This window comes from Luteimonas lutimaris (assembly GCF_039537065.1).
In the GTDB taxonomy this organism is placed as follows: domain Bacteria; phylum Pseudomonadota; class Gammaproteobacteria; order Xanthomonadales; family Xanthomonadaceae; genus Luteimonas; species Luteimonas lutimaris.
In genome coordinates, this window is record NZ_BAAAZU010000024.1 from 108,776 (window position 1) to 128,641 (window position 19,866).

14 protein-coding genes are annotated in these 19,866 nt (G+C 70.8%); 9 read left to right on the plus strand and 5 right to left on the minus strand.

Translation table 11 applies throughout. The features are described from left to right. Window positions 1-34: 34 nt before the first annotated feature. The gene (rlmH, locus tag ABD679_RS11920; RefSeq protein WP_344760199.1) at window positions 35-505 is read left to right on the plus strand and encodes a 23S rRNA (pseudouridine(1915)-N(3))-methyltransferase RlmH; all 471 of its coding nucleotides are present in this window, start codon (window positions 35-37) and stop codon (window positions 503-505) included. A gap of 61 nt (window positions 506-566) precedes the next feature. Here rlmH and ABD679_RS11925 read toward each other — a convergent pair whose 3' ends face one another. Continuing rightward, the gene (locus ABD679_RS11925; protein ID WP_344760200.1) at window positions 567-1,244 is read right to left on the minus strand and encodes an energy transducer TonB; all 678 of its coding nucleotides are present in this window, start codon (window positions 1,242-1,244) and stop codon (window positions 567-569) included. 356 nt (window positions 1,245-1,600) lie between these two features. On the opposite strand from ABD679_RS11925, the gene ABD679_RS11930 reads away from it, so the two are divergent. After that, window positions 1,601-4,444 (plus strand): TonB-dependent receptor, encoded by a 2,844-nt coding sequence (locus ABD679_RS11930; protein WP_344760201.1) that lies wholly within the window; start codon window positions 1,601-1,603, stop codon window positions 4,442-4,444. A 93-nt stretch (window positions 4,445-4,537) separates the two neighbouring features. On the opposite strand, the gene ABD679_RS11935 is transcribed toward ABD679_RS11930, so the two are convergent. Next, on the minus strand, window positions 4,538-5,284 hold the full coding sequence (locus tag ABD679_RS11935; protein WP_344760202.1) for an SIMPL domain-containing protein: 747 nt from the start codon (window positions 5,282-5,284) through the stop codon (window positions 4,538-4,540). A 122-nt stretch (window positions 5,285-5,406) separates the two neighbouring features. On the opposite strand from ABD679_RS11935, the gene ABD679_RS11940 reads away from it, so the two are divergent. From ABD679_RS11940 to tldD, 4 genes are all read left to right on the plus strand, one after another. Further along, the gene (locus ABD679_RS11940) at window positions 5,407-6,027 is read left to right on the plus strand and encodes a Maf family protein (protein WP_344760203.1); all 621 of its coding nucleotides are present in this window, start codon (window positions 5,407-5,409) and stop codon (window positions 6,025-6,027) included. Further along, window positions 6,024-7,514: a ribonuclease G gene (rng, locus tag ABD679_RS11945; protein ID WP_344760204.1), complete on the plus strand. Its 1,491-nt coding sequence runs from the start codon at window positions 6,024-6,026 to the stop codon at window positions 7,512-7,514. The genes ABD679_RS11940 and rng overlap by 4 nt, the downstream gene beginning before the upstream one ends. A 195-nt stretch (window positions 7,515-7,709) precedes the next feature. Then, window positions 7,710-11,690 (plus strand): YhdP family protein, encoded by a 3,981-nt coding sequence (locus ABD679_RS11950; protein ID WP_344760205.1) that lies wholly within the window; start codon window positions 7,710-7,712, stop codon window positions 11,688-11,690. Then, window positions 11,687-13,141 carry a metalloprotease TldD gene (gene tldD, locus ABD679_RS11955; RefSeq protein ID WP_344760206.1) on the plus strand — a complete coding sequence of 485 codons (1,455 nt, stop codon included), beginning with the start codon at window positions 11,687-11,689 and terminating at the stop codon, window positions 13,139-13,141. Before ABD679_RS11950 ends, tldD begins: the two co-directional genes overlap by 4 nt. A 110-nt stretch (window positions 13,142-13,251) precedes the next feature. On the opposite strand, the gene yjgA is transcribed toward tldD, so the two are convergent. Next, window positions 13,252-13,797, minus strand: a complete 546-nt coding sequence (gene yjgA / locus ABD679_RS11960) for a ribosome biogenesis factor YjgA (protein ID WP_344760272.1) — start codon at window positions 13,795-13,797, stop codon at window positions 13,252-13,254. A gap of 47 nt (window positions 13,798-13,844) precedes the next feature. Here yjgA and pmbA point away from each other — a divergent pair, with 47 nt between their 5' ends. The 3 genes from pmbA to ABD679_RS11975 all read left to right on the plus strand — a co-directional run bounded on the left by pmbA (window position 13,845) and on the right by ABD679_RS11975 (window position 16,360). Continuing rightward, window positions 13,845-15,206, plus strand: coding sequence for a metalloprotease PmbA (pmbA, locus tag ABD679_RS11965; protein ID WP_344760273.1), 1,362 nt, complete (start codon window positions 13,845-13,847; stop codon window positions 15,204-15,206). A 109-nt stretch (window positions 15,207-15,315) separates the two neighbouring features. After that, window positions 15,316-15,744: a DUF4870 domain-containing protein gene (locus ABD679_RS11970; protein ID WP_344760207.1), complete on the plus strand. Its 429-nt coding sequence runs from the start codon at window positions 15,316-15,318 to the stop codon at window positions 15,742-15,744. A 160-nt stretch (window positions 15,745-15,904) separates the two neighbouring features. Then, window positions 15,905-16,360: a DUF4870 domain-containing protein gene (locus ABD679_RS11975; RefSeq protein ID WP_344760208.1), complete on the plus strand. Its 456-nt coding sequence runs from the start codon at window positions 15,905-15,907 to the stop codon at window positions 16,358-16,360. A gap of 352 nt (window positions 16,361-16,712) precedes the next feature. Here ABD679_RS11975 and ABD679_RS11980 read toward each other — a convergent pair whose 3' ends face one another. Further along, window positions 16,713-18,011, minus strand: a complete 1,299-nt coding sequence (locus ABD679_RS11980; RefSeq protein WP_344760209.1) for a M48 family metalloprotease — start codon at window positions 18,009-18,011, stop codon at window positions 16,713-16,715. After that, window positions 17,987-19,852, minus strand: coding sequence for a CHASE2 domain-containing protein (locus tag ABD679_RS11985; protein ID WP_344760210.1), 1,866 nt, complete (start codon window positions 19,850-19,852; stop codon window positions 17,987-17,989). Before ABD679_RS11985 ends, ABD679_RS11980 begins: the two co-directional genes overlap by 25 nt. Window positions 19,853-19,866 lie beyond the last annotated feature (14 nt).

Below are 19,866 nucleotides of genomic sequence, written 5' to 3' on the forward strand. Positions count from 1 at the left end.
CCGGCGCGCGGACTGACCGCCGCGGGTTGATGCGGTGAAAGCCCGCCTGGTCGCCGTCGGCGAACGCGCCCCGCACTGGGTCGCCGAAGGCTACGCCGAATACGAAAAGCGCCTGTCCCACTGGTTGCCGCTGGAGCTGGTGGAAGTCGCGCCTGGCCTGCGCGGCAAGCAGCGCGACACCGCGCGCGCCACCCACGACGAAGGCGCCCGCGTGCTTGCCGCATTGCCGAAGAACCCGCACGTGGTCGTGCTCGACGGCCGCGGCCGCCAGCATTCCTCCGAACAGCTTGCGGTGCGCATGGAGCACTGGCGCGGTCTCGGCCGCGACCTGGCCTTCCTCGTCGGCGGCCCCGAAGGCCATGCGGCGGATGTTGTCGCGCGGGCGGACGAGCAGTGGTCGCTGGGGCCACTGACGCTGCCGCACATGCTGGTGCGCCTGGTGCTGGCGGAGCAGCTGTACCGGGCGTGTGCGCTGCTGGCGAACCATCCGTACCACCGGGCGTAGCGCGCGGGACGCCGCCCGCGCTGTCCGGCGCGGGCGGCGTCCATTTCCGGTACGGCCGATTTCAGTCGAGGCTGTACGCGATCGGCACGATGCCCACCGCCTGTACCGGTCGTCCGTCCACCATCGCCGGGCGGAACGTCCAGTGCCGCAGCACGTACTTGCGAGCCGCAGCGTCGAGCGAGCGATGCCCGCTGCTCTGCCGTACCTCGACTTCGAGCGGGTGCCCGTCGACGTCCACCAGCACCTGCAGCATCACGATTCCCTGCAGGCCGGCGCGCAGGGCGTCGCGCGGGTAGGGGGGCGACGGCGCCTTTGCGTACTCCAGGCGTACGCCCGCAACGGGACCGGCGGGTGGGGCGATGTCGCCGATGCCAGCGTCGACCGGTGGCGACACGACCTCGTCCGCCTGCAGCGTGCCTTCGTCCATGACCACCTGCTCGACCACTGGCTGCAGCTCCCTGTGCACGGGCGCCGGCGTCGCCGGTGCGACTGGGGTGAGCGGCTGCGTCACGGGAACCGGGACCGGTGGCCTTGGAGGCGGCACGATCCTTTCGGTGATCGGGACCACCATCATCCCGCGCTCCGGCATCGCTGCCGGGTCCGGCACGCCCGCCGGGATCAGCAACAGCAGGAGCACGGCGACGTTGGTTGCGATCGCCCCGGCACCGGCGGCGATGCGGGTCGTGTCGAGCTTGGGGAGCGAAGCGCCTGAGAACGGATGCACGTGTTGCAACACCATGACCCACCTCCATTGGTTGCGTTGTACGAGCGTTAACGCGCGGGGCACGACTGCGGGGTTACGGCGAGCAGAGCAGGCGGCACCCGGCCCCGGGGCGCTTTCAAGTTGCACCTGTTCAGCGTGGACGGCAAGTGACGGCATGCGCCACTGGCTCGCTTGTTCGTTCGCTCCTGCGTGAATGGTTATTGAGTGAACCCTGATTGAATGGATCGAGGGAAAAGCGCTATTCATGGCGCCTGATTGGGATGCGGGTCACGCCATGCACGACGACGCATTGCGATGCGTTCTCCCCGGGGTTTAAGAAACGGTTAGCGAGCAGGACGGGGGGATCACTCAAGAACGAGGACGACACCGCCATGCCCTGTTCCCCCCTCAGCCATGCCATCCGGCGTGCCCTCCTGGCCATCTCCCTGACCGGCCTCGCCCCCTTGGCGCTGGCGCAAGCGCAGGACCCCGATGCGCCAACGCCAGACACGCAGTCGGATCCCACAACGCTCGAACGGATCGAAGTCACCGGCTCGCGCATCATGCGCACCGATTCGGAAACCGCTTCGCCGGTCCAGGTCATCCAGCGCCAGGAGATCGACCGCACCGGCAAGACCAACCTCGGCGAGTACCTGCAATCGCTGACCGTCGACGGTTCGGGTTCGGTGCCCAAGAGCTTCGGTGCCGGCTTCGCCTCGGGTGCGTCCGGCATTTCGCTGCGCGGCCTGGGCGCTGGGTCCACGCTGGTGCTGGTCAACGGCCGTCGCATCGCCTCCTACGGCCTGGCCGATGACGGCCAGAAGGTGTTCACCGACCTGAGCATCATCCCGCTCGAGGCGGTGGAACGGGTGGAGGTACTCAAGGACGGCGCGTCCTCGATCTACGGTTCCGACGCCATCGCCGGCGTCGTCAACGTGATCCTGCGGCGCGATTTCGACGGCGCGGTGCTCAAGGGTTCCTACGGGACCTCGGGCGATGGCGACGGCAACGAGCGCAAGTTCTCGGTGACCTGGGGCACGGGTGACCTTGCACAGGACGGCTTCAATTTCTTCTTCAGCGCCGAAGCCGCGAAGAGCGACGAGATCTACGTCCGCGACCGCAGGAACCGCAAGTGGATCGGCAACGGCGACATCTCCCGCTATGGCTACGACCCCACCAGCTTCGGTGGCCTGTTCGGCTTCATCTCCGATCCGAACTCGCTGGGTGGAACCAGCTACAACTCGCCGACCGGCGCCGTGCAGGCGGTGGGACAGCCGGGTTCGCCGGTGGTCCCGCTGCAGGGGGCGGACGCGTGCTCGCAACTGTCCACCGCCACCATCCAGGATCCCAACGGCGGCTGCGTGTGGGACAGCGCGCAGTTCACCAGCCTGCAGCCCGAGCAGGAGTACGTGAACTTCTTTTCGCGCGGGACGTTCGCGCTCTCCGACACGACCGAGTTCTACGCCGAGTTCGGCTACGGCAAGAAGAAGAGTTCGTTCCACAACACGCCCAACGCCGTCTCGGGGACCTGGGCGTCGCCCGACGGCGGCGCGATCAACGCCAACGACGGGCCCGACGCCACCATCATCGGTGCCAACCATCCCGACAATCCGCTCGGCGTCGATGCGGGACTGCGCTATTCGGCGTTCGATGTCGGGCCGCGCACGGTCGATGTCGACAACCAGTTCGCGCGGCTGCTGGTCGGCGTCAAGGGCATCGCAGGCGACTGGGACTACGACGTCGGCTACCTGCACTCGGAAACCAACCTCACCAGCCGGCGCAACGGCTACCTGCGCTACAGCCGCGTGCGCGAGGTGCTGACCGACGGCGACAGCAGTCCGGTTGGCTGGTGGCGCCTGGGCGCGAATGCGGGCGAAAACTCGCAGGCGCTGTACGACTACATCGCGCCGACCATCGGCACGACCGCCGAGACCAGGCTCGAAGTGGTCGACGCCAAGGTCTCGCGCAGCCTCGCGGACCTGCGCGGCGGCGCACTGGGCCTTGCCATCGGCGCGGAGTGGCGGCGCGACGTCGCCACCCTGCCGCCGGTCACGTACACCGACCAGAGCGACATCATCGGCCTGGGCTACTCCGCCTACGATGGTGCCCAGGAAGTCACCGCCGCCTACGTCGAACTCAACGCCCCCGTGCTCGAGTCGCTGGAACTCAACGCGGCGCTGCGCATGGACGACTACAAGGACGGCGAGAACTCGGTGACGCCGAAGTTCGGCGTCAAGTGGAAACCGGCCAGCTGGATCGCCCTGCGCGGCACCTACGCCGAGGGTTTCCGCGCGCCGAACCCGGCCGAGACCGCGGGGTCGTCGGTCGGCTTCGCGACCGCAAGCAACCCGGTGCGCTGCGCGATCGACGTCGATCCCGGCACCCCGGGCACGCAGCGGCCGGTCAATTGCCCCGGCCCGGTGGCCTTCATCAACCGCCCCAACCAGGATCTGGAGCCGGAGGAATCGAAGAGCTATTCGGCCGGCATCGTGCTGCAGCCGACGCAGTCCACGACGCTGACGCTCGACGCCTGGCAGATCAAGCGCGAGAACGAAATCACCACCCAGAGCCTGGCCGACGCGCTGGCGTCAGGCGACTACATCGCCGGTGACGACCTGGTCAATGGCGTTGCCGGCAGCGGCAGCCTGCTCGCGGTGTTCACCAGCTACATCAACGCGACCTCGACCAAGGTCAGCGGCATCGACCTGGACGCGCGCCAGAGCTTCGACATGGGCAACGCCGGCCGGCTGTCGCTGGACCTGCAGTGGAGCCACGTCAGCAAGTACGAGTTCGTCGACACCGACGGCACCAGGTACGACTTCGCCGGCACCCACGACAACTGCAATGTCACCAACTGCCTCGGCACGCCGAAGGACCGCATCAATTTCGGCGCCACCTGGGACATCGGCGACTGGAGCGTGAGCGGGGTGGCCAATTACCGCGGCAAGTTCGACAACGTCGCACCGTACGCGGTCGGCCCCGGCTGCGCGGCCACCTACGCCAACGGCGACGACGCACCGGGCGGCTGCGAGATCCCGTCGTTCACCAGCATCGACCTGTCGGCCAACTGGCGGGCCACCGATGCGCTGGAAGTGTTCGGCTCGGTGCAGAACGCGACCGACAGGATTGCCCCCCTGGACCCGACCACCTATGGCGGACTCAACTACAACCCGCTGGACTTCAGCGGCGCGATCGGCCGGTTCTACACGCTGGGGGTGAAGTACAGCTTCCAGTGATCGACGGCCACGGGACATTCGGCCTCCCGGAAACGGGGAACCCCGCCTTCGGGCGGGGTTCCTGCTTGCAGCTCCGTGGCGGTGCGGGCCGGGTCAGCGGGAGAGTTCGAAGACCACGTCCAGGTTCGCCGTCAGCGTGGTTTCGCCTGGCGATACGGGCGGCGCGCCGGCGGCGTCGTAGCCCTCGGCCTTGGCCATGCGCATCATCACCGGCTGCGGCGGCTGGAATCCGCCGCCTTCGCTGATGCTGACGATGCGGCGCACCTTCAGGCCCAGCGCTTCGGCATACATCCGTGCGCGCTGCTGCGCCTTTTCCAGCGCACCGCGCCGCGCCTCGTCGTAGACCGCTTCCGGCTCGTCGATCTCGAAGCTGGGGCCGTGGACCTGGTTGGCACCGCTGGACACCAGGGCGTCGAGCACGTCGCCGAGCTTGCCGATCTCGCGCACCTTGACGCTGACCGTGTTGCTGGCCTGGTAGCCGGTGATCGTCGGCGGCTGGTTCTCGGCGTACTTGTATTGCGGATTGACGTTGATGCCGCTGGTCTGGATGTCCTTCTCGGCGATGCCCGCGGCCTTGATCGCGGCCATCACCTTGTTCATCTGCGTGGTGTTGGCGGCCATGGCGGCCTTGGCGTCGGCGGCCTGGGTGACCACGCCGGTCGACAGCGAGGCCACGTCCGGTACGCGGCTGGCCTCGGCCCGTGCGGACACGGAGAGCAGGGTGCCGTCGCTGGTGGTGGCGAGGGTGGGGGAGGCGTTCTGGGCACAGGCAGTCATGGTCAGGCAGCTCAGGGCAAGGGCGCTGGCAAGCGCGAGCGGATGGAAGGGGTTGCGAAGCATGGTCTTCTCCGGACGTGGTTGGGGGCAGGGTCGGTACCATCCAGTGAACGGCCCGTGAGCCTGAATGGGGTTGCGGGGCGCTGAACCGCGGCTGGCCGCGGCCTGCGGGTTATCCTTTCGCGATGTTGCATCTTGCCTCGCAATCCCCCCGTCGTCGCGAACTGCTGGGCCGTCTCGGGCTCGAATTCGGCGTGCTCGGGATCGATGTTCCCGAGCGCCGCGGACCCGGCGAGGCGCCTGCCGACTACGTGCGCCGCGTCGCCCGCGAGAAGGCCGGCGCCGGCCTGCTCCGGGTCGCCGGCGTGGCCGGTGCCGTGGTGGTCGGCGCGGACACCGAGGTGATCCTGGACGGCGAGGTGTTCGGCAAGCCGTGCGATGCCGGCGACGCCGCAGCGATGCTGCGCAGGCTTTCCGGCCGCACCCATGAGGTGGTTTCGGCCGTATCGGTGGTGTCCGCGGCGCGCGAGGCACAGGCAGTGTCGGTGTCGCAGGTGCGCTTCGCCGAACTGTCCGACGAGGACATCGCCGGCTATGTCGCCAGCGGCGAGCCGATGGGCAAGGCCGGCGCCTATGCGATCCAGGGGCGCGGGGAGGCATTCGTGCGCCATCTGTCCGGCAGCCATTCGGGCGTGATGGGGCTGCCGCTGTTCGAGACGCTGGAACTGCTGCGCGGGTTCGGCATCGCGCTTCCCGCCCCGGAGACGGCCGAGGCCGCGGCCGGCGACAGGAGCGCGGCCCGATGAGCGAGGAGATCCTGGTCAACGTCACCCCGCGCGAGACCCGCGTGGCGGTGGTCGAAAACGGGATGCTGCAGGAACTGCACATCGAACGCGGCTGGGCGCGCGGCGTGGTCGGCAACATCTACAAGGGCAAGGTGCAGCGGGTGATGCCCGGCATGCAGGCGGCGTTCGTCGAGATCGGCCTGGATCGCGCGGCCTTCCTGCACGCCAGCGACGTGATGCGCTCGCTGCCCACGCCCGAGATCGCCGGCGACGAGGCTGCCGCGCCGCAGCCGTCGCCGCCGGTGCCGCCGATCGGCGAACTGCTGCGCGAGGGCCAGGACATCGTCGTGCAGGTGGTCAAGGACCCGATCGGCAGCAAGGGCGCGCGCCTGACCACCCAGATCAGCATCCCTTCGCGCTACCTGGTGCTGCTGCCGCAGTCGCGCACGATCGGCGTGTCAGCGCGGATCGAGGACGAAACCGAGCGCACGCGGCTCAAGTCGCTGGTCGCCGGGCTCGCCGACGGTCGCGATCACGGCTACATCGTGCGCACCAACGCCGAGGGACAGCCGGCCGAAGCGCTGGCCGAGGACATCGCCTACCTCGGCCGCGCCTGGGCGCTGGTCGAACAGCAGGCGCGCGAAGCGAAGATCGGCGGCCGCATCTACGAAGACCTCACCTTGCCGATGCGCGCGGTGCGCGACCTGATGCGGCGCGACGTGGAAAAGGTGAAGGTCGATTCGCGCGAGACCTGCGACCGCCTGCGCACCTTTGCCGCGCAGTACATGCCGGGGCTGGCCGAGAAGATCGAGCACTATTCCGGCGCGCGCCCGGTATTCGACCTGTACGGCGTCGAGGACGAGATCCAGCGCGCGCTGGAGAAGGAAGTGCCGCTCAAGTCCGGCGGCTACCTGGTCATCGACCAGACCGAGGCGATGACCACGGTCGACGTCAACACCGGTTCGTTCCTGGGCCAGCGCAACCTCGAGGAAACCGTCTACCGCACCAACCTGGAAGCCGCGCAGGCGGTGGCGCGGCAGCTGCGGCTGCGCAACCTGGGCGGCATCATCATCATCGACTTCATCGACATGGTCGACGCCGAGCATCGCCGCCAGGTGTTGCGCACGCTGGAAAAATCGCTGGCGCGCGACCACGCCAAGACCACCGTCTACGACTTCTCGCCGCTGGGCCTGGTGGAAATGACGCGCAAGCGCACGGTCGAGAGCCTGCAGCGCCAGCTCAGCGAGCCGTGCCACGAATGCGGTGGCCGCGGCATGCTCAAGACCGCCGAGACCGTGACCTACGAGATCTTCCGCGAGATCGTCCGCGCCGTGCGCCAGTTCGAGGCCGAACGGCTGCTGGTGATCGCCTCGCCGAAGGTCGTCGGTCGCATCACCGACGAGGAGTCGGCGGCGGTGGCCGAGCTGGAGGAATTCCTCGGCAAGTCGATCCGCTTCCAGGCCGACGAGCAGTACCTGCAGGAACAGTTCGATGTCGTGCTGCTCTGAGGTCGGGGCGCGGGACTCGGGACTCGGGACTCGGCGAAGCAGGAACTCCCTTGTCCGCGGACCAGTGTTCTCGAGGCACCGGGCGCCTGGGCGTTCGGTGCCGCGTCGTGGTGACGGGTTGCATCGATGCCGGTGCCTTCGAGTCCCGAGTCCCGGGTCCCGAGTCCCGACAGCGCCGTGCGGAGCGCGACGCTGATGCCCAAAGCCTGGTCCCACCGCCTGCGTCGCGCGCGCCGCGGCCTGTGGTACGTGCTCGCCGGCGCGCTGGTGGTGATGGCGCTGGTGGCGGGCATCGTCAGCCAGGTCGTGCTGCCGTGGGCGGAGCGGCATCCGGAGCGGATCGAGGCGTGGCTCAGCGCCCGCGCCGGGCGCAGCGTCAGCTTCGACCAGGTCGAGACGCAATGGACGCGGCGCGGCCCGCTGCTGCGGCTGGACGGCATGCGCATCGGCGACGGTGCCGACGCGGTGCCGATCGGTGCGGCGGAAGTGCTGGTCTCGCAGTACGCGGGCCTGCTGCCGGGCAGTTCGTTCACCGAACTGCGGCTGCGCGGGCTGGAGCTGACCCTGCAGCGCGGCGACGACGGCCGCTGGCAGGTGCGCGGGCTGCCGGGCGACCGCAAGCCGGGCGGCGATCCGTTCTCGGCGCTGGAGGGGCTGGGCGAACTGCAGGTGATCGGCGGCCGGTTGCACGTCGAGGCGCCGGCGCTGGGCATCGCCGCGCACGTGCCGAGGATCGACATGCGGCTGCGCGTGGACGGCGATCGCGTGCGCATCGGCATGCGTGCGTGGGCGCGGGCGGGCGCGGCGCCGGTCGAGGCGCGCGCGCAGTTCGGCCGCGCAGGCGGCGATGGACGCGCCTATGTCGCGGCGAAGCAGGTCGCGCTGGCGCAGTGGTCGCCGCTGCTGCACGCCGCCGGCATCACCGTTGCCGACGGCAGCGGGCGGATCGAGGCATGGACGACGCTGCGCGACCACCGCATCTCCAGCGTGACCGTCGACGCCGACCTGCAGGCACTGCAGCTGCAGGGCGCCGCGCTGGAAAACGCGACCGCATCGCGCGTGGCCTTCGGCAAGGTGCAGCTGCGCGGCCGCTGGCAGGCGGTCGACGGCGGCTGGCGTGCCGACGCGCCGCTGCTGCGGATCGGCGACGGCAAGGATGCGCAGGTGCTGGACGGTCTGGTCGTCGCCGGCGGGCAACGGCAGGCACTGCTGGCCGAACGCATCGACGCCGGTCCGCTGCTCGCACTGGCCGCGCTGAGCGATCGCGTCGCGCCCGGCCTGCGCCACTGGCTGCTGGACGCCAGGCCGGACGTGGTGCTGCACGACGTCGAGCTGGCCGGCGCAGGCGGCGGCCGGTTGCGCGTGCACGCCGGCATCGAGGGCCTGCGTTTCGCCGCCCACGGCGATGCACCGGGCATCAGCGGCGTGGCCGGCACCCTCGACGGCGACGCCGGAGGACTGGTGTTCGAATTCGATCCCGAAGCCACGCTGCGCTTCGACTGGCCCAGCGGCTTCGGCGCGCCGCACGACGTGACGCTGCGCGGGCGTGTCGCCGGCTGGCGCGAAGGCGCGGACTGGCGGGTGGAAACCCCGGCGCTGCGCGTCGACGGCGACGACTACGGCGCGGATGTGCGTGGCGGGATGACGTTCGAGGGCGACGGCACGCGGCCGCGCATCGACATGGCCGCGCGGCTCGACGAGACCCGCGTCCCGGTCGCCAGGCGCTTCTGGGTGCGGTACCTGATGTCCGAGGCGGCGCTGCACTGGCTCGACACCGCGCTTGTCGACGGCCGCGTGCTTGACGGCCGTGCAGTGGTGTCCGGCGACCTCGACGACTGGCCGTTCCATTCCGACGCACACAAGGGCCTGTTCGAGGCGACCGGGCGCCTGGCCGGCGCGGTGGTCAGGTTCCAGCCCGACTGGCCCGCGGCCGAGCACATCGATGCCGATGTGGCGTTCGTCGGCAACGGGTTCACGGTGAAGGGGCGCGGCACGCTCGCGGACGTCGCGATCCCGCGGCTGCAGGCGGGCATCGCGGATTTCGGCGAGGCGGACCTGCGTATCGACGCCGATGCGAAAGCGGACGCGGGCAAGCTGCTCGCGCTGCTGCGCGCGAGCCCGCTCCACGACGAGCACGCCGAGACGCTCGACAACCTTGCCGCCAGCGGCCCGACCACGGCCGGCTTCTCGCTCGACCTGCCGCTGCATCACGATGCGCCCGCGCCGAAGATCGCAGGCCGCGTCGAGCTGGCCGGCGTGAACCTCGCGGAGAAGCGCTGGAAGCTCGACTTCGACGAGGTGCGCGGCGCCGCCAGCTACGACCACGAGGGCTTCAGCGCCGGCGCACTGCGCGCCGTCCACCTCGGCCAGCCCGGGCGGCTGTCGCTGCGCGCGGGCAAGGGCCATGTGCGCGAGGGCGGCAATGCGTTCGAGGCCGAGGCGACTGCCGCGTTCGATGCGCACGAACTGCTCGACCAGGCGCCGGACATGGCGTGGCTGAAGCCGTACGTCGACGGCCGTTCGCCGTGGACGATCGCGGTATCGATCGGGACCGCTGTCGCGGGGACCGCCGCGGACACGCTGCCGCCGACGCGCCTGCGCCTGCAGTCGTCGCTGGAAGGCACCCGGCTTGCGCTGCCGGCGCCGCTGGAGAAGCCCGCCGTCGAATCGCTGCCGACCACGGTGGAAACCATGCTGCCGCTCGGCGCCGGTGACATCCGCGTCGCCTTCGGCCAGCGCCTGGCGCTGCGCGCACGCAGCGCCGGCAACCGCACCGGCGTGCGCGTGGCGCTCGGCAGTGACCGCGTCGCCGAGGCGCCGCCGGCTTCGGGGCTCGTCGCCACCGGGCGCACGCCGACGCTGGACGCGATCGACTGGACGGCGCTTGCCACCGGCGGCAAGGGCGGCGGCTCGCTGCCGCTGCGGAACATCGACATCCAGGTCGACCGCCTGCTGTTGCTGGGCGGCAGCTTCGCCGACGCGCGCCTGCGCGCGCAGCCGTCGCGTGCCGGCACCGACGTGCGGGTGGACAGCGAACGGCTGGCCGGCAGCCTGTCGATCCCGGATGCGGACGGCGCGCCGATCACGGGCAGGTTCAGCCGCGTGTCGTGGGCGATGCCGGCCAGGCCGGCTGCCACGGATGCCGCAGGCAAGCCGATTGCCGCGGCATCCGCCGCCGGCGCCGCCGGATCGCCGCCGGCAACCGACAACGGCGCCGGCATCGATCCGTCCTCGATCCCGCCGCTGTCCATCGACATCGACGAACTGCGCCTGGGCGAGCTGGCGCTGGGCAAGGCCGAGGTGCGCACGCACCCGGTGCCCGCCGGGCTGCGCGTGGACCGCCTGCAGGCGCAGTCGCAGAAGCAGCGCATCGACATCAGCGGCGACTGGCTGGGCCGCGGTGCGAACGCCCGCACCCGGCTGACGGCCGACGTGCACAGCGAGGACTTCGGCGCGCTGCTGGCCGGGTTCGGCTACGGCGGCCGGCTGGCCGGCGGCAACGGCGAAGCGCGGCTGGACGCGAACTGGCCGGGCAGCCCGGCCGGGTTCCAGCTGGCGGGACTGCAGGGCAGCCTGGCGATCGCGATCAAGGAAGGGCAGCTGGTCGAGGTCGAGCCCGGGGCCGGGCGCGTGCTCGGCCTGCTCAGCGTGGCCGAGCTGCCGCGCCGGCTGATGCTGGATTTCCGCGACCTGTTCTCCAAGGGCTTCGCCTTCAACCGCATCGGCGGCAACATTGCCTTCGGCGGCGGCCAGGCGCGCAGCGACGACATGCACATCGACGGGCCCGCCGCCGAGATCCGCATCCGCGGCAGCGCCGACCTGCGCGCGCGCACCTTCGACCAGCACATCGACGTGCTGCCCAGGTCCGGCAACCTGCTCACGGTTGCCGGCGCGCTGGCGGGCGGTCCGGTGGGCGCCGCGGTCGGCGCGCTGACCAACGCGGTGCTGAAAAAGCCACTGGGCGAGATGGGCGCGAAAAGCTACCGGGTGAGCGGGCCGTGGGCGGACCCGAAAGTGGACGTTGTCAGTCGCGGGACGGCGCCGGAGCCGCCCGCGCCGGCAAGCAGCGCCCGCCCGCCGGACGCCGATACCGCGGATGCGCCGCAGCCCTCGGAAGCACCGCCGGGAACCGACGGCTTGCCAAACGGCGCCGCGGCCCCAAACTCGGGGCCATGACCACGCCTTCCGATTCGCCCCTCGCACTCGCCCAGACCCGCCTGCTGGCGCCCGCCGGCCTCGATTCTTCCGGGCTGGAACGCGCCTTCGGCGCCTTGCTCGGCCCCGGCATCGACTTTGGCGACCTGTATTTCCAGCACGCCCGGCGCGAGGCGTGGACGGTGGAGGACGGCATCGTCAAGGACGGTGCGCACTCGATCGAGCAGGGCGTGGGCGTGCGCGCGATCTCCGGCGAGAAGACCGGCTTCGCCTATTCCGACGACATCAACGGCGACGCGCTGCTGGCCTCGGCGCGCTCGGCGCGCGCGATCGCACGCGAGGGCGACGGCCACGTCGCGCGCACGCTGGTGCCGGGGCAGGGGCGGCAGCTGTACGCACCGCAGGATCCGATCGACGCGATGGGCAGCGCCGCCAAGGTCGAGGCGCTGCGCCGCATCGACAAACTGCTGCGCGCCGCCGACCCGCGGGTGAAGCAGGTGATGGTAGGCCTGACCGGCGGCGTCGACACCATCCTTGTTGCCCGCAGCGACGGCGTCCTCGCCGGCGACGTGCGCCCGCTGGTGCGCATGAACGTGCAGGTGATCGTGGAGCAGGATGGGCGCCGCGAATCGGGCTTCGCCGGTTTCGGTGGCCGCTACTCGTACGAGGAACTGCTGGCCGACGGCAAGCCGGAGAAGTTCGCCCGCGAGGCGCTGCGCCAGGCGCTGGTGAACCTGGAGGCGATCGATGCGCCGGCCGGCGTGATGCCGGTGGTGCTCGGCGCCGGCTGGCCCGGCGTGCTCCTGCACGAGGCCGTCGGCCATGGCCTGGAAGGCGACTTCAACCGCAAGGGTACGAGTACCTATGCCGGACGCATGGGCCAGCGCGTGGCCTCGCCGGGCGTGACCATCGTCGACGACGGCACCCTGGACGGCCGCCGCGGCTCGCTCAACATCGACGATGAGGGCACGCCCACCCAGTGCACCACGCTGATCGAGGACGGCGTGCTCACCGGCTACATGCAGGACACGCTCAACGCGCGCCTGATGGGCGCCAGCCCGACCGGCAACGGCCGCCGCGAATCGTTCGCGCACCTGGTGATGCCGCGCATGACCAACACCTACATGCGCGCCGGGACGCACGACCCGGAGGAGATGATCCGCTCGGTCAAGCGCGGCCTGTACGCGGTCAACTTCGGCGGCGGCCAGGTCGACATCACCAGCGGCAAGTACGTGTTCTCCGCGACCGAGGCCTACCTGATCGAGGACGGCAAGGTCACCGCGCCGGTGAAAGGCGCGACCCTGATCGGCAACGGCCCGGAGACGATGCAGAAGGTGCAGATGGTCGGCCACGACCTGGCGCTGGACGACGGCGTCGGCGTGTGCGGCAAGGATGGCCAGAGCGTGCCGGTGGGCGTAGGCCAGCCGTCGCTGCTGATCGACGGGCTGACGGTTGGCGGCACGCGGGCGTGATGCGGGCGATGCGACCTTGCAGGAGCGGCTTCAGCCGCGAGCTTTTTGTCGCAACCAACGGAAGCGAAGAGCTCGCGGCTGAAGCCGCTCCTACAGGAGCAGAGGTCGGGTCAGGCGGTTTCGTCGTCGCCGGCTTCACCGGCTTCCAGCAGTTCCTTCACCGCCCGGAACAGCTCGCGGAACGCATGCGGCGGCTTGTTGCGCTTGCGTTCGTCGAGCGTGTTGCGCACCAGCTGGCGCAGCTGCTGGCGGTCGGCGGCGGGGTGCGCCTCGATCAGTTCCGCGAGCGCGGCGTCGCCGTCGTCCAGCAGGCGCTCGCGCCAGCGTTCGGCGCGGTGCAAAAGGGCGGTTTCCTGGCGCGCGGCTTCGCCGCCGGCGTCGAGCGCGTCGCGGATCGCGTCCAGCACCTCGTCGTCCTCGCGCCGCATCTGCTTGGCCAGGAACGCGAGCTGGCGCTTGTGCGCGATGTGCGAGGTGATGCGCCGGGTGTCGGCGATGTGCGGATGCAGGTCGTCGGGCACCGGAAGCTTCGCCAGCTGCGCCGGCGACAGCGCCACCAGCCGCTGCGCCAGCGCCAGCACGTCCAGCGCCTCGCGCCGCTGCTGGCTGCGGCTGGCGCCGAGGAATTCGCCGCTGTCTTCGTCCCGTCCGCGCATGCCGTCCGCCGTTTCGATCCAGTCGCAAGGATAGTCCATTGACCACCGTGCTTACCCCCGACGTTTCCGCTTCCGACGACAGCCAGGCGCGCCTGGAGCACCTCGAAGCCACCGCCGTGCGCCTGCTCGAACGCTGCCGCGCCAGCGGTGCGGAGCAGGCCGAGGTTTCGTGCTCGGAGGAGCGCGGCCTCAACGTCAACGTGCGCATGGGCAGCGTCGAGACGGTGGAGTCGACCCGCGACCGCGGCATCGGCGTCACCGTCTACTTCGGCAAGCGCAAGGGCAGCGCCAGCACCGCCGACCTGCGCGAGGAAAGCCTGGAGGCGACCGTCGCCCAGGCCTGCGCGATCGCCAGGTTCACCGAGGACGACCCCGCCGCCGGCCTGGCCGACGCAGCGCTGATGGCGACCGACCTGCGCGAGTTCGACGGCTGGCACCCGTGGGCGCTGGACGCCGACCGCGCGGTCGACCTGGCCCTGGCCTGCGAGGCCGCCGGACGCGACGCCGATGCGCGCATCGCCAATTCCGACGGCGCCTCGGTCGGCAGCGGGCAATCGCTGAGCGTGTACGCGAATTCGCACGGCTTCGTCGGCCGCGAACGCGGCACCCAGCACAGCATCGGCTGCGCGCTGATCGCCGGGCAGGGCGAGGCGATGCAGCGCGATGGCTGGTACAGCCTGGCGCTGGCCGAAACCGATCTCGAATCCCCGGCCGCGATCGGACGCCACGCCGCGCAGCGCGCGCTGGCGCGGCTGGCGCCGCGCAAGGTGGCGACCGGCGAATACCCGGTGCTGTTCTCCGCCGAGATGGCCCGTTCGCTGGTCGGCCACCTGCTCGGCGCGGTGTCGGGCGGCGCGCTGTACCGGCGCGCGAGCTTCCTGGTCGACAGCGCCGGCACGCAGCTGTTCCCGGACTGGATGTCGATGCACGAGCGGCCGTTCCTGCCGCGCGGCCTGCGCTCGGCGGCGTTCGACGCCGAGGGCGTGGCCACGCGCGAATCGGCACTGGTCGAGGGCGGCGTACTGCAGCGCTACGTGCTGGGCAGCTACTCGGCGCGCAAGCTCGGCCTGCAGACCACGGCCAACGCCGGTGGCGTGCACAACCTGGAAGTTGCCGCCAACGCCGGCGACCTCGACGCGATGCTGCGCGGCATGGGCCGCGGCCTGCTGGTCACCGAGCTGATGGGGCAGGGCGTGAACAACATCACCGGCGACTACTCGCGCGGTGCGGCGGGGTTCTGGATCGAGGATGGCGCCATCTCGCACGCCGTCGATGGCATCACCATCGCCGGCAACCTGCGCACGATGTTCAGCGGCATCGAGGCGGTGGGCAGCGATGTCGACCCGCGTTCGCACATCCGCACCGGCCCGATCCTGGTCGGCAGGATGACGGTGGCCGGGGACCAGTAGCCCGGGCCCGCGGGAGGCGCCGATGGCAGGGTTGGGCGCCGTCTGACGTATGCTCCGGAGAGGCCCGGCGCGGCCGGCCCTCCAACATCACGCAAGCGGGGAACGAGAGATGACCGATTTCAATGAAACCGTAACGCCTCCACCACCGTCGCCATCGGCAGGCCCCAGCGCCGAGGAGCGGCAGTGGGCGATGTTCGCGCACCTGTCCGCGCTCGCCGGCGGCATCCTGACGTCCGGCTGGGCCGGCAGCCTGGGCTGTTTCATCGGGCCGCTGATCATCTGGCTGGTGAAGAAGGACACCATGCCCTTCGTCGACGACCAGGCCAAGGAAGCGCTCAACTTCAACATCACCGTGGGCATCGTGTTCTTCGCGCTGTTCCTGCTGGCGCTGCTGACCTTCGGCATCGGCCTGGTGATCTCGGTGCCGCTGTGGATCATCATCGGCATCGCCTGGCTGGTGTTCACCATCATCGCGGCGATCAAGGCCAACGAAGGCGTCGCCTACCGCTATCCGTTCACCCTGCGGCTGGTGAAGTAATCCGCACGCGCGCGCCGTCGATGCGACGGCGTGCGCGTGCCCGGTGCCGGGTTCCGGTATCCGCGCGGACGGCGCATAGGCCATCGGTTGGGTTGCCTGCGCCGTTCCAGGCCTCATCCTCTGTCCTGTGCCGGGCCTGTTTCCCGGCCGGGAGCGCACGATGGAACACACCGCCGACGGCAACCTGCCGCAGACCCTGTCCCCGACCGCCAGCGAGTGCCAGTGGGCCGCGCTGGCGCACCTGTCCGCGCTCGTGCTGGCGCTGTGCACAAGCTGGATCGCCGGTTTCGCCGGCATGGCCGGTGCCGGTGCCGTCTACCTGCTCAAGCGCGACGATTCGCCCTTCATCCGCGAGCACGCGCGCGAGGCGCTGAACTTCAACCTCAGCATGTTCGTCTACGCCTGCGTGGCGACCGCGATCGGCATCGCGCTGGTCGGCGTCACCGTGCTGACCCTGGGCCTGGGCATCCTGGTCACGCTGCCGGCCGGACTGGCGCTGTTGGCCGCGATCGGCGTCATCGCCGTGATGTGGCTGGTGTGCAGCATCGTGGCGACGGTCAAGGCGTGGAATGGCGAGGCGTATCGCTATCCGCTGACGCTGCGGCTGTTCGACTGAGCGGCGCGGGCCGAACATCCGTGCAGGAGCGGCCTCAGCCGCGAGGTTTGCCTTTCCTTTTGAGCGGATCAAGAGCGTTTCGCCCGCTGTGCGGGCGACTTCATTTCTTTTGATGAGCGTCAAAAGAAACGGAAGCAAAGAAAAACGCTTTGTGCCAACAGCAAACCCGGGAAATCGTCGTCGCGGGGATTTTTCTACAAGACATCCATGTCTTGTAGAAAAACGCCACACATCCATGTGCGGCGCCCTCCGGGTCTGGTCATATCGAATCGGCGTCCGCATCTCCAGAAGCGGAAGGGAAAAGGTGGGCTGGATCCATGGGCGTTGTGCGTCAACGGCGCGGGCTTTCCATCTACCGGTCCAGCCGGTCCATGCGCTCGTCCAGTGGCGGATGGGTGCGGTACAGCTGGGCGAGGGGGGCCGGGCGGTCGCCGAGGGCGGCCATCTTCTGCAGCACCGAGTAGAGCGCCAGCGGGTCGAAGCCTGCGCGCTGGAGGTAGATGCCGGCCGCGGCGTCGGCGCCGTATTCGGCATCGCGGTCGAGGCCGGTGAGCAGGACCGCGGCGCCGTGCCGGTCGACGTAGCGCTTGGCGTACGAGGCGGCAGCCGGGGCGTTGACCTGCGACATCACGGCGTCCTTGCCTGCTTCCCGCACCTGCTGCCTGCGGATGACCTCGAAGTGGTCGCGCTGGACGACGTGGGCGAGTTCGTGCGCGATCACCGCCGCCAGCTCGGCGTCGTCCGCCAGCAGCTCGTACATGCCGCGGGTCACCAGCACGTAGCCGCCGGGGGCGGCGTAGGCGTTGATCTCGCCATCGTCGATGACGCCGAAGGTCCACGGCAGGCCGGGGCGTGAGGTTTGCGAGGCCAGCCAGCGGCCGACCAGGTTGACGCGGCGCTGGGCGTCGTCGTTGTTCCACAGCGGTGCCACGCCGAGGACGCGGCCGGTGACGGCCGGGCCGAGCGCGCGCTCCTCTTCGGCGACCTCCTGGTCGGACTTGCCGACCGCGCGGTCGGCGACGCGCGCGACCGGCGCGCTGGCGATGGCGCCGCCGCCGATTTTCGACAGCAGGCCACGCGCGGCCGACAGTCCGCTGCGCTTCTCCGCGCGCGTGGCCTGCTGGCCCGAGGTGTCGAGCTCCTTCGCCTCGCCCGGATAGGACACCTGCCTTGCCTGCCAGCCCAGCTCGCGGGCGTGCGCGGCGGCGGTGTCGGCGTCGACGCGGTAGCCCTCCATCCGCGCCAGCGCCGCGGCATCGTGGCGGCCGCCGGCGAGGTCGCTGGCGTCGATGCCGCGCACGGTCGCGGTTTCGGTCACGCGGCCCTTGCCGGCGTTGCCCTGGAACAGCGGACGGGCGGTACCAGCGGCTTCGGTGCCTGATGGCAGCATGCGCACTTCGTTGACGCGTACGTAGCCACTGCGGCCATCGTCGAGCACCAGCGCGTACCACAGGCCCTGCTGGGCGCCGATCGCGACGCGTGTGTCGCGGCGGAGCGTGGTGATCGCCGCTGCCCCGGGATCAGGCGCCTGGCGGACCTCCACCGAGCGTTTGTGCACGATCGCGGGCACCTCGGCTGCCAGCGCGGCCGGCGTTGCGAGCGTGGCAGCGGCCAGCAGGAAGGGAGTCAGGAAGCGGAAGGGGAGTCGCATGGGTCGTTCTCCTCGCGTGGGGGAATCCGGGAAACAGGCAGGTTGTCGGCGGCCAGCGGCCATTCGCCGAGGCGGCCTGGGTCCTGTCCGAGCAGTGCGCGCAGGCGCCGGCGACGGTCGCCGGCAGGGATGTCGTCGCCGCCGATCCGCATTGCGCTGGCGCAGGCCAGCACCCGGCTGTCGTGATCGAGGCGTTCGCCGTTCCGGTCGAGGGCGGCGTGCAGCGCGTCGAGGTCGCGACGCGCGCGGGCGCGCACGCCGGCTTCGCTTTCGCCGTGCCACAGCAGCAGCACCGTGTCGTCGAGGATCGCCTGCAGCCAGTGCTTGCGCTCGACCACGCCTTCGATCAACACGATGCCCTCGCCGCGATAGAGGAACCGGCGCAGCACCCGCCGGTATTCGCGGCGCCTGCGGCGGGCCTGCTGCCGCGGCAGGGACGGCTCGGCCTCGAAGCGCAGGCGCACCAGGAGCAGCCAGGGCTGGGCGACGGGGTCGTATTCGCGCACGTAATCGACGTTGCCTGCCGTGCGCTTGCGCTGCACGGTCGCGTAGCCGCGGCACAGGCCGAAGCACAGCGCGCCGTAGCCGAGGCTGGCGAAGATGTCGACGAACCAGCCCAGCCACGTCAGCCCCGCGAATGCGCCTGCGACCAGCAGCAGGTTGGCGCCGAAGAAGGCCGGGTCGACGTCCTTGTGTGGTTCGCCGCGCCAGAACACGAAGGTCGACAGCAGCACCAGCAACGTGGCCAGCGCGTACTTCAGCCAGCCCGGCGGCATCCGGATCCAGGTGTCGGCAACCAGCGCCTCGACCGCTTCGGCCAGCACCTCGACGCCGGGCATGGCCATGTTGACGGGCGTGGGCTTGGCGTCTTCGACCCCGGCGGCGGTGTGCCCGACCACCGCCACCACGCCGCGCAGCGGCGGCAGCGTGCGCCCGCAGACCGGCTTGCCCTCGATGATGTCCGCGGCGCTGGCGTACGGCAGGCGCGCGTGCTCGCGCCAGTTGACGCGCAGGTCGCCGCCGCGCGCGGACAGGGCAGCGGCCGTGTCCGCACCCGCCGCCTGCGCCAGCCGCAGCACCAGCGACGGCAGCGCCCAGTCGCCCGCGGCCTCGTACAGACGTACGTCGCGGAGCACGCCGTCGCTGCCGCGGCGGATGTTGACCAAACCCGCGTGCCGGGCCATCGCCGTGCCGTAGGGCCGGGCCAGGGCGACGCGCGGCCCGGGCGGCGCGGCATCGGGCACGAGGCCGAACGCGCCGGGCACGTCGGCCGCGCGCAGGGCGGCGGCGGCGTCGAAGTCGGGATGCAGGCGGCTGGCCGCGAACAGGAACCGGCCTTTGCCGCCGGTGGCCATCGCCTCGAGCAGGGCGTCGCCGCCGGGATCATCCGGCGAAGGGTCCATGAACAGCACGTCGAAGCCCGCGGCGCGCGCGCCGGCGCGATCCAGCGCATCGAGCAGGTCGGCGTGGCGCTCGCGGGGCCATGGCCAGCCCCCTTCGCCGCGGGCGCGGTAGTACTCGATCGAGCAGTCGTCGATCTCGACCACCACCGTGCGTCCCGACGGCGCCGGTTCGGCCGGCCGCCAGCTGATCACGTTGTCGAAGATCGCGTCCTCGGCCGCGTCCAGCGAGCGGCCGTGGTGCCAGTCCCAGGCCAGCCAGCCGACCATGGCGATGGCCAGCAGCGGATAGAAGGCGTAGCGCAGGTGCCGCGCGAACCACGACAGCGGCCGGCGATAGTCCCGCTCGACGACGGCCCAGGCGTCGATGAACGCCAGGCTCGCGGCCGCCATGAAGCGGTCGATCGCGCCTTCCAGCCGGTGCCTGGCCTTGCCTGCCACTCGAAATCCTCCCC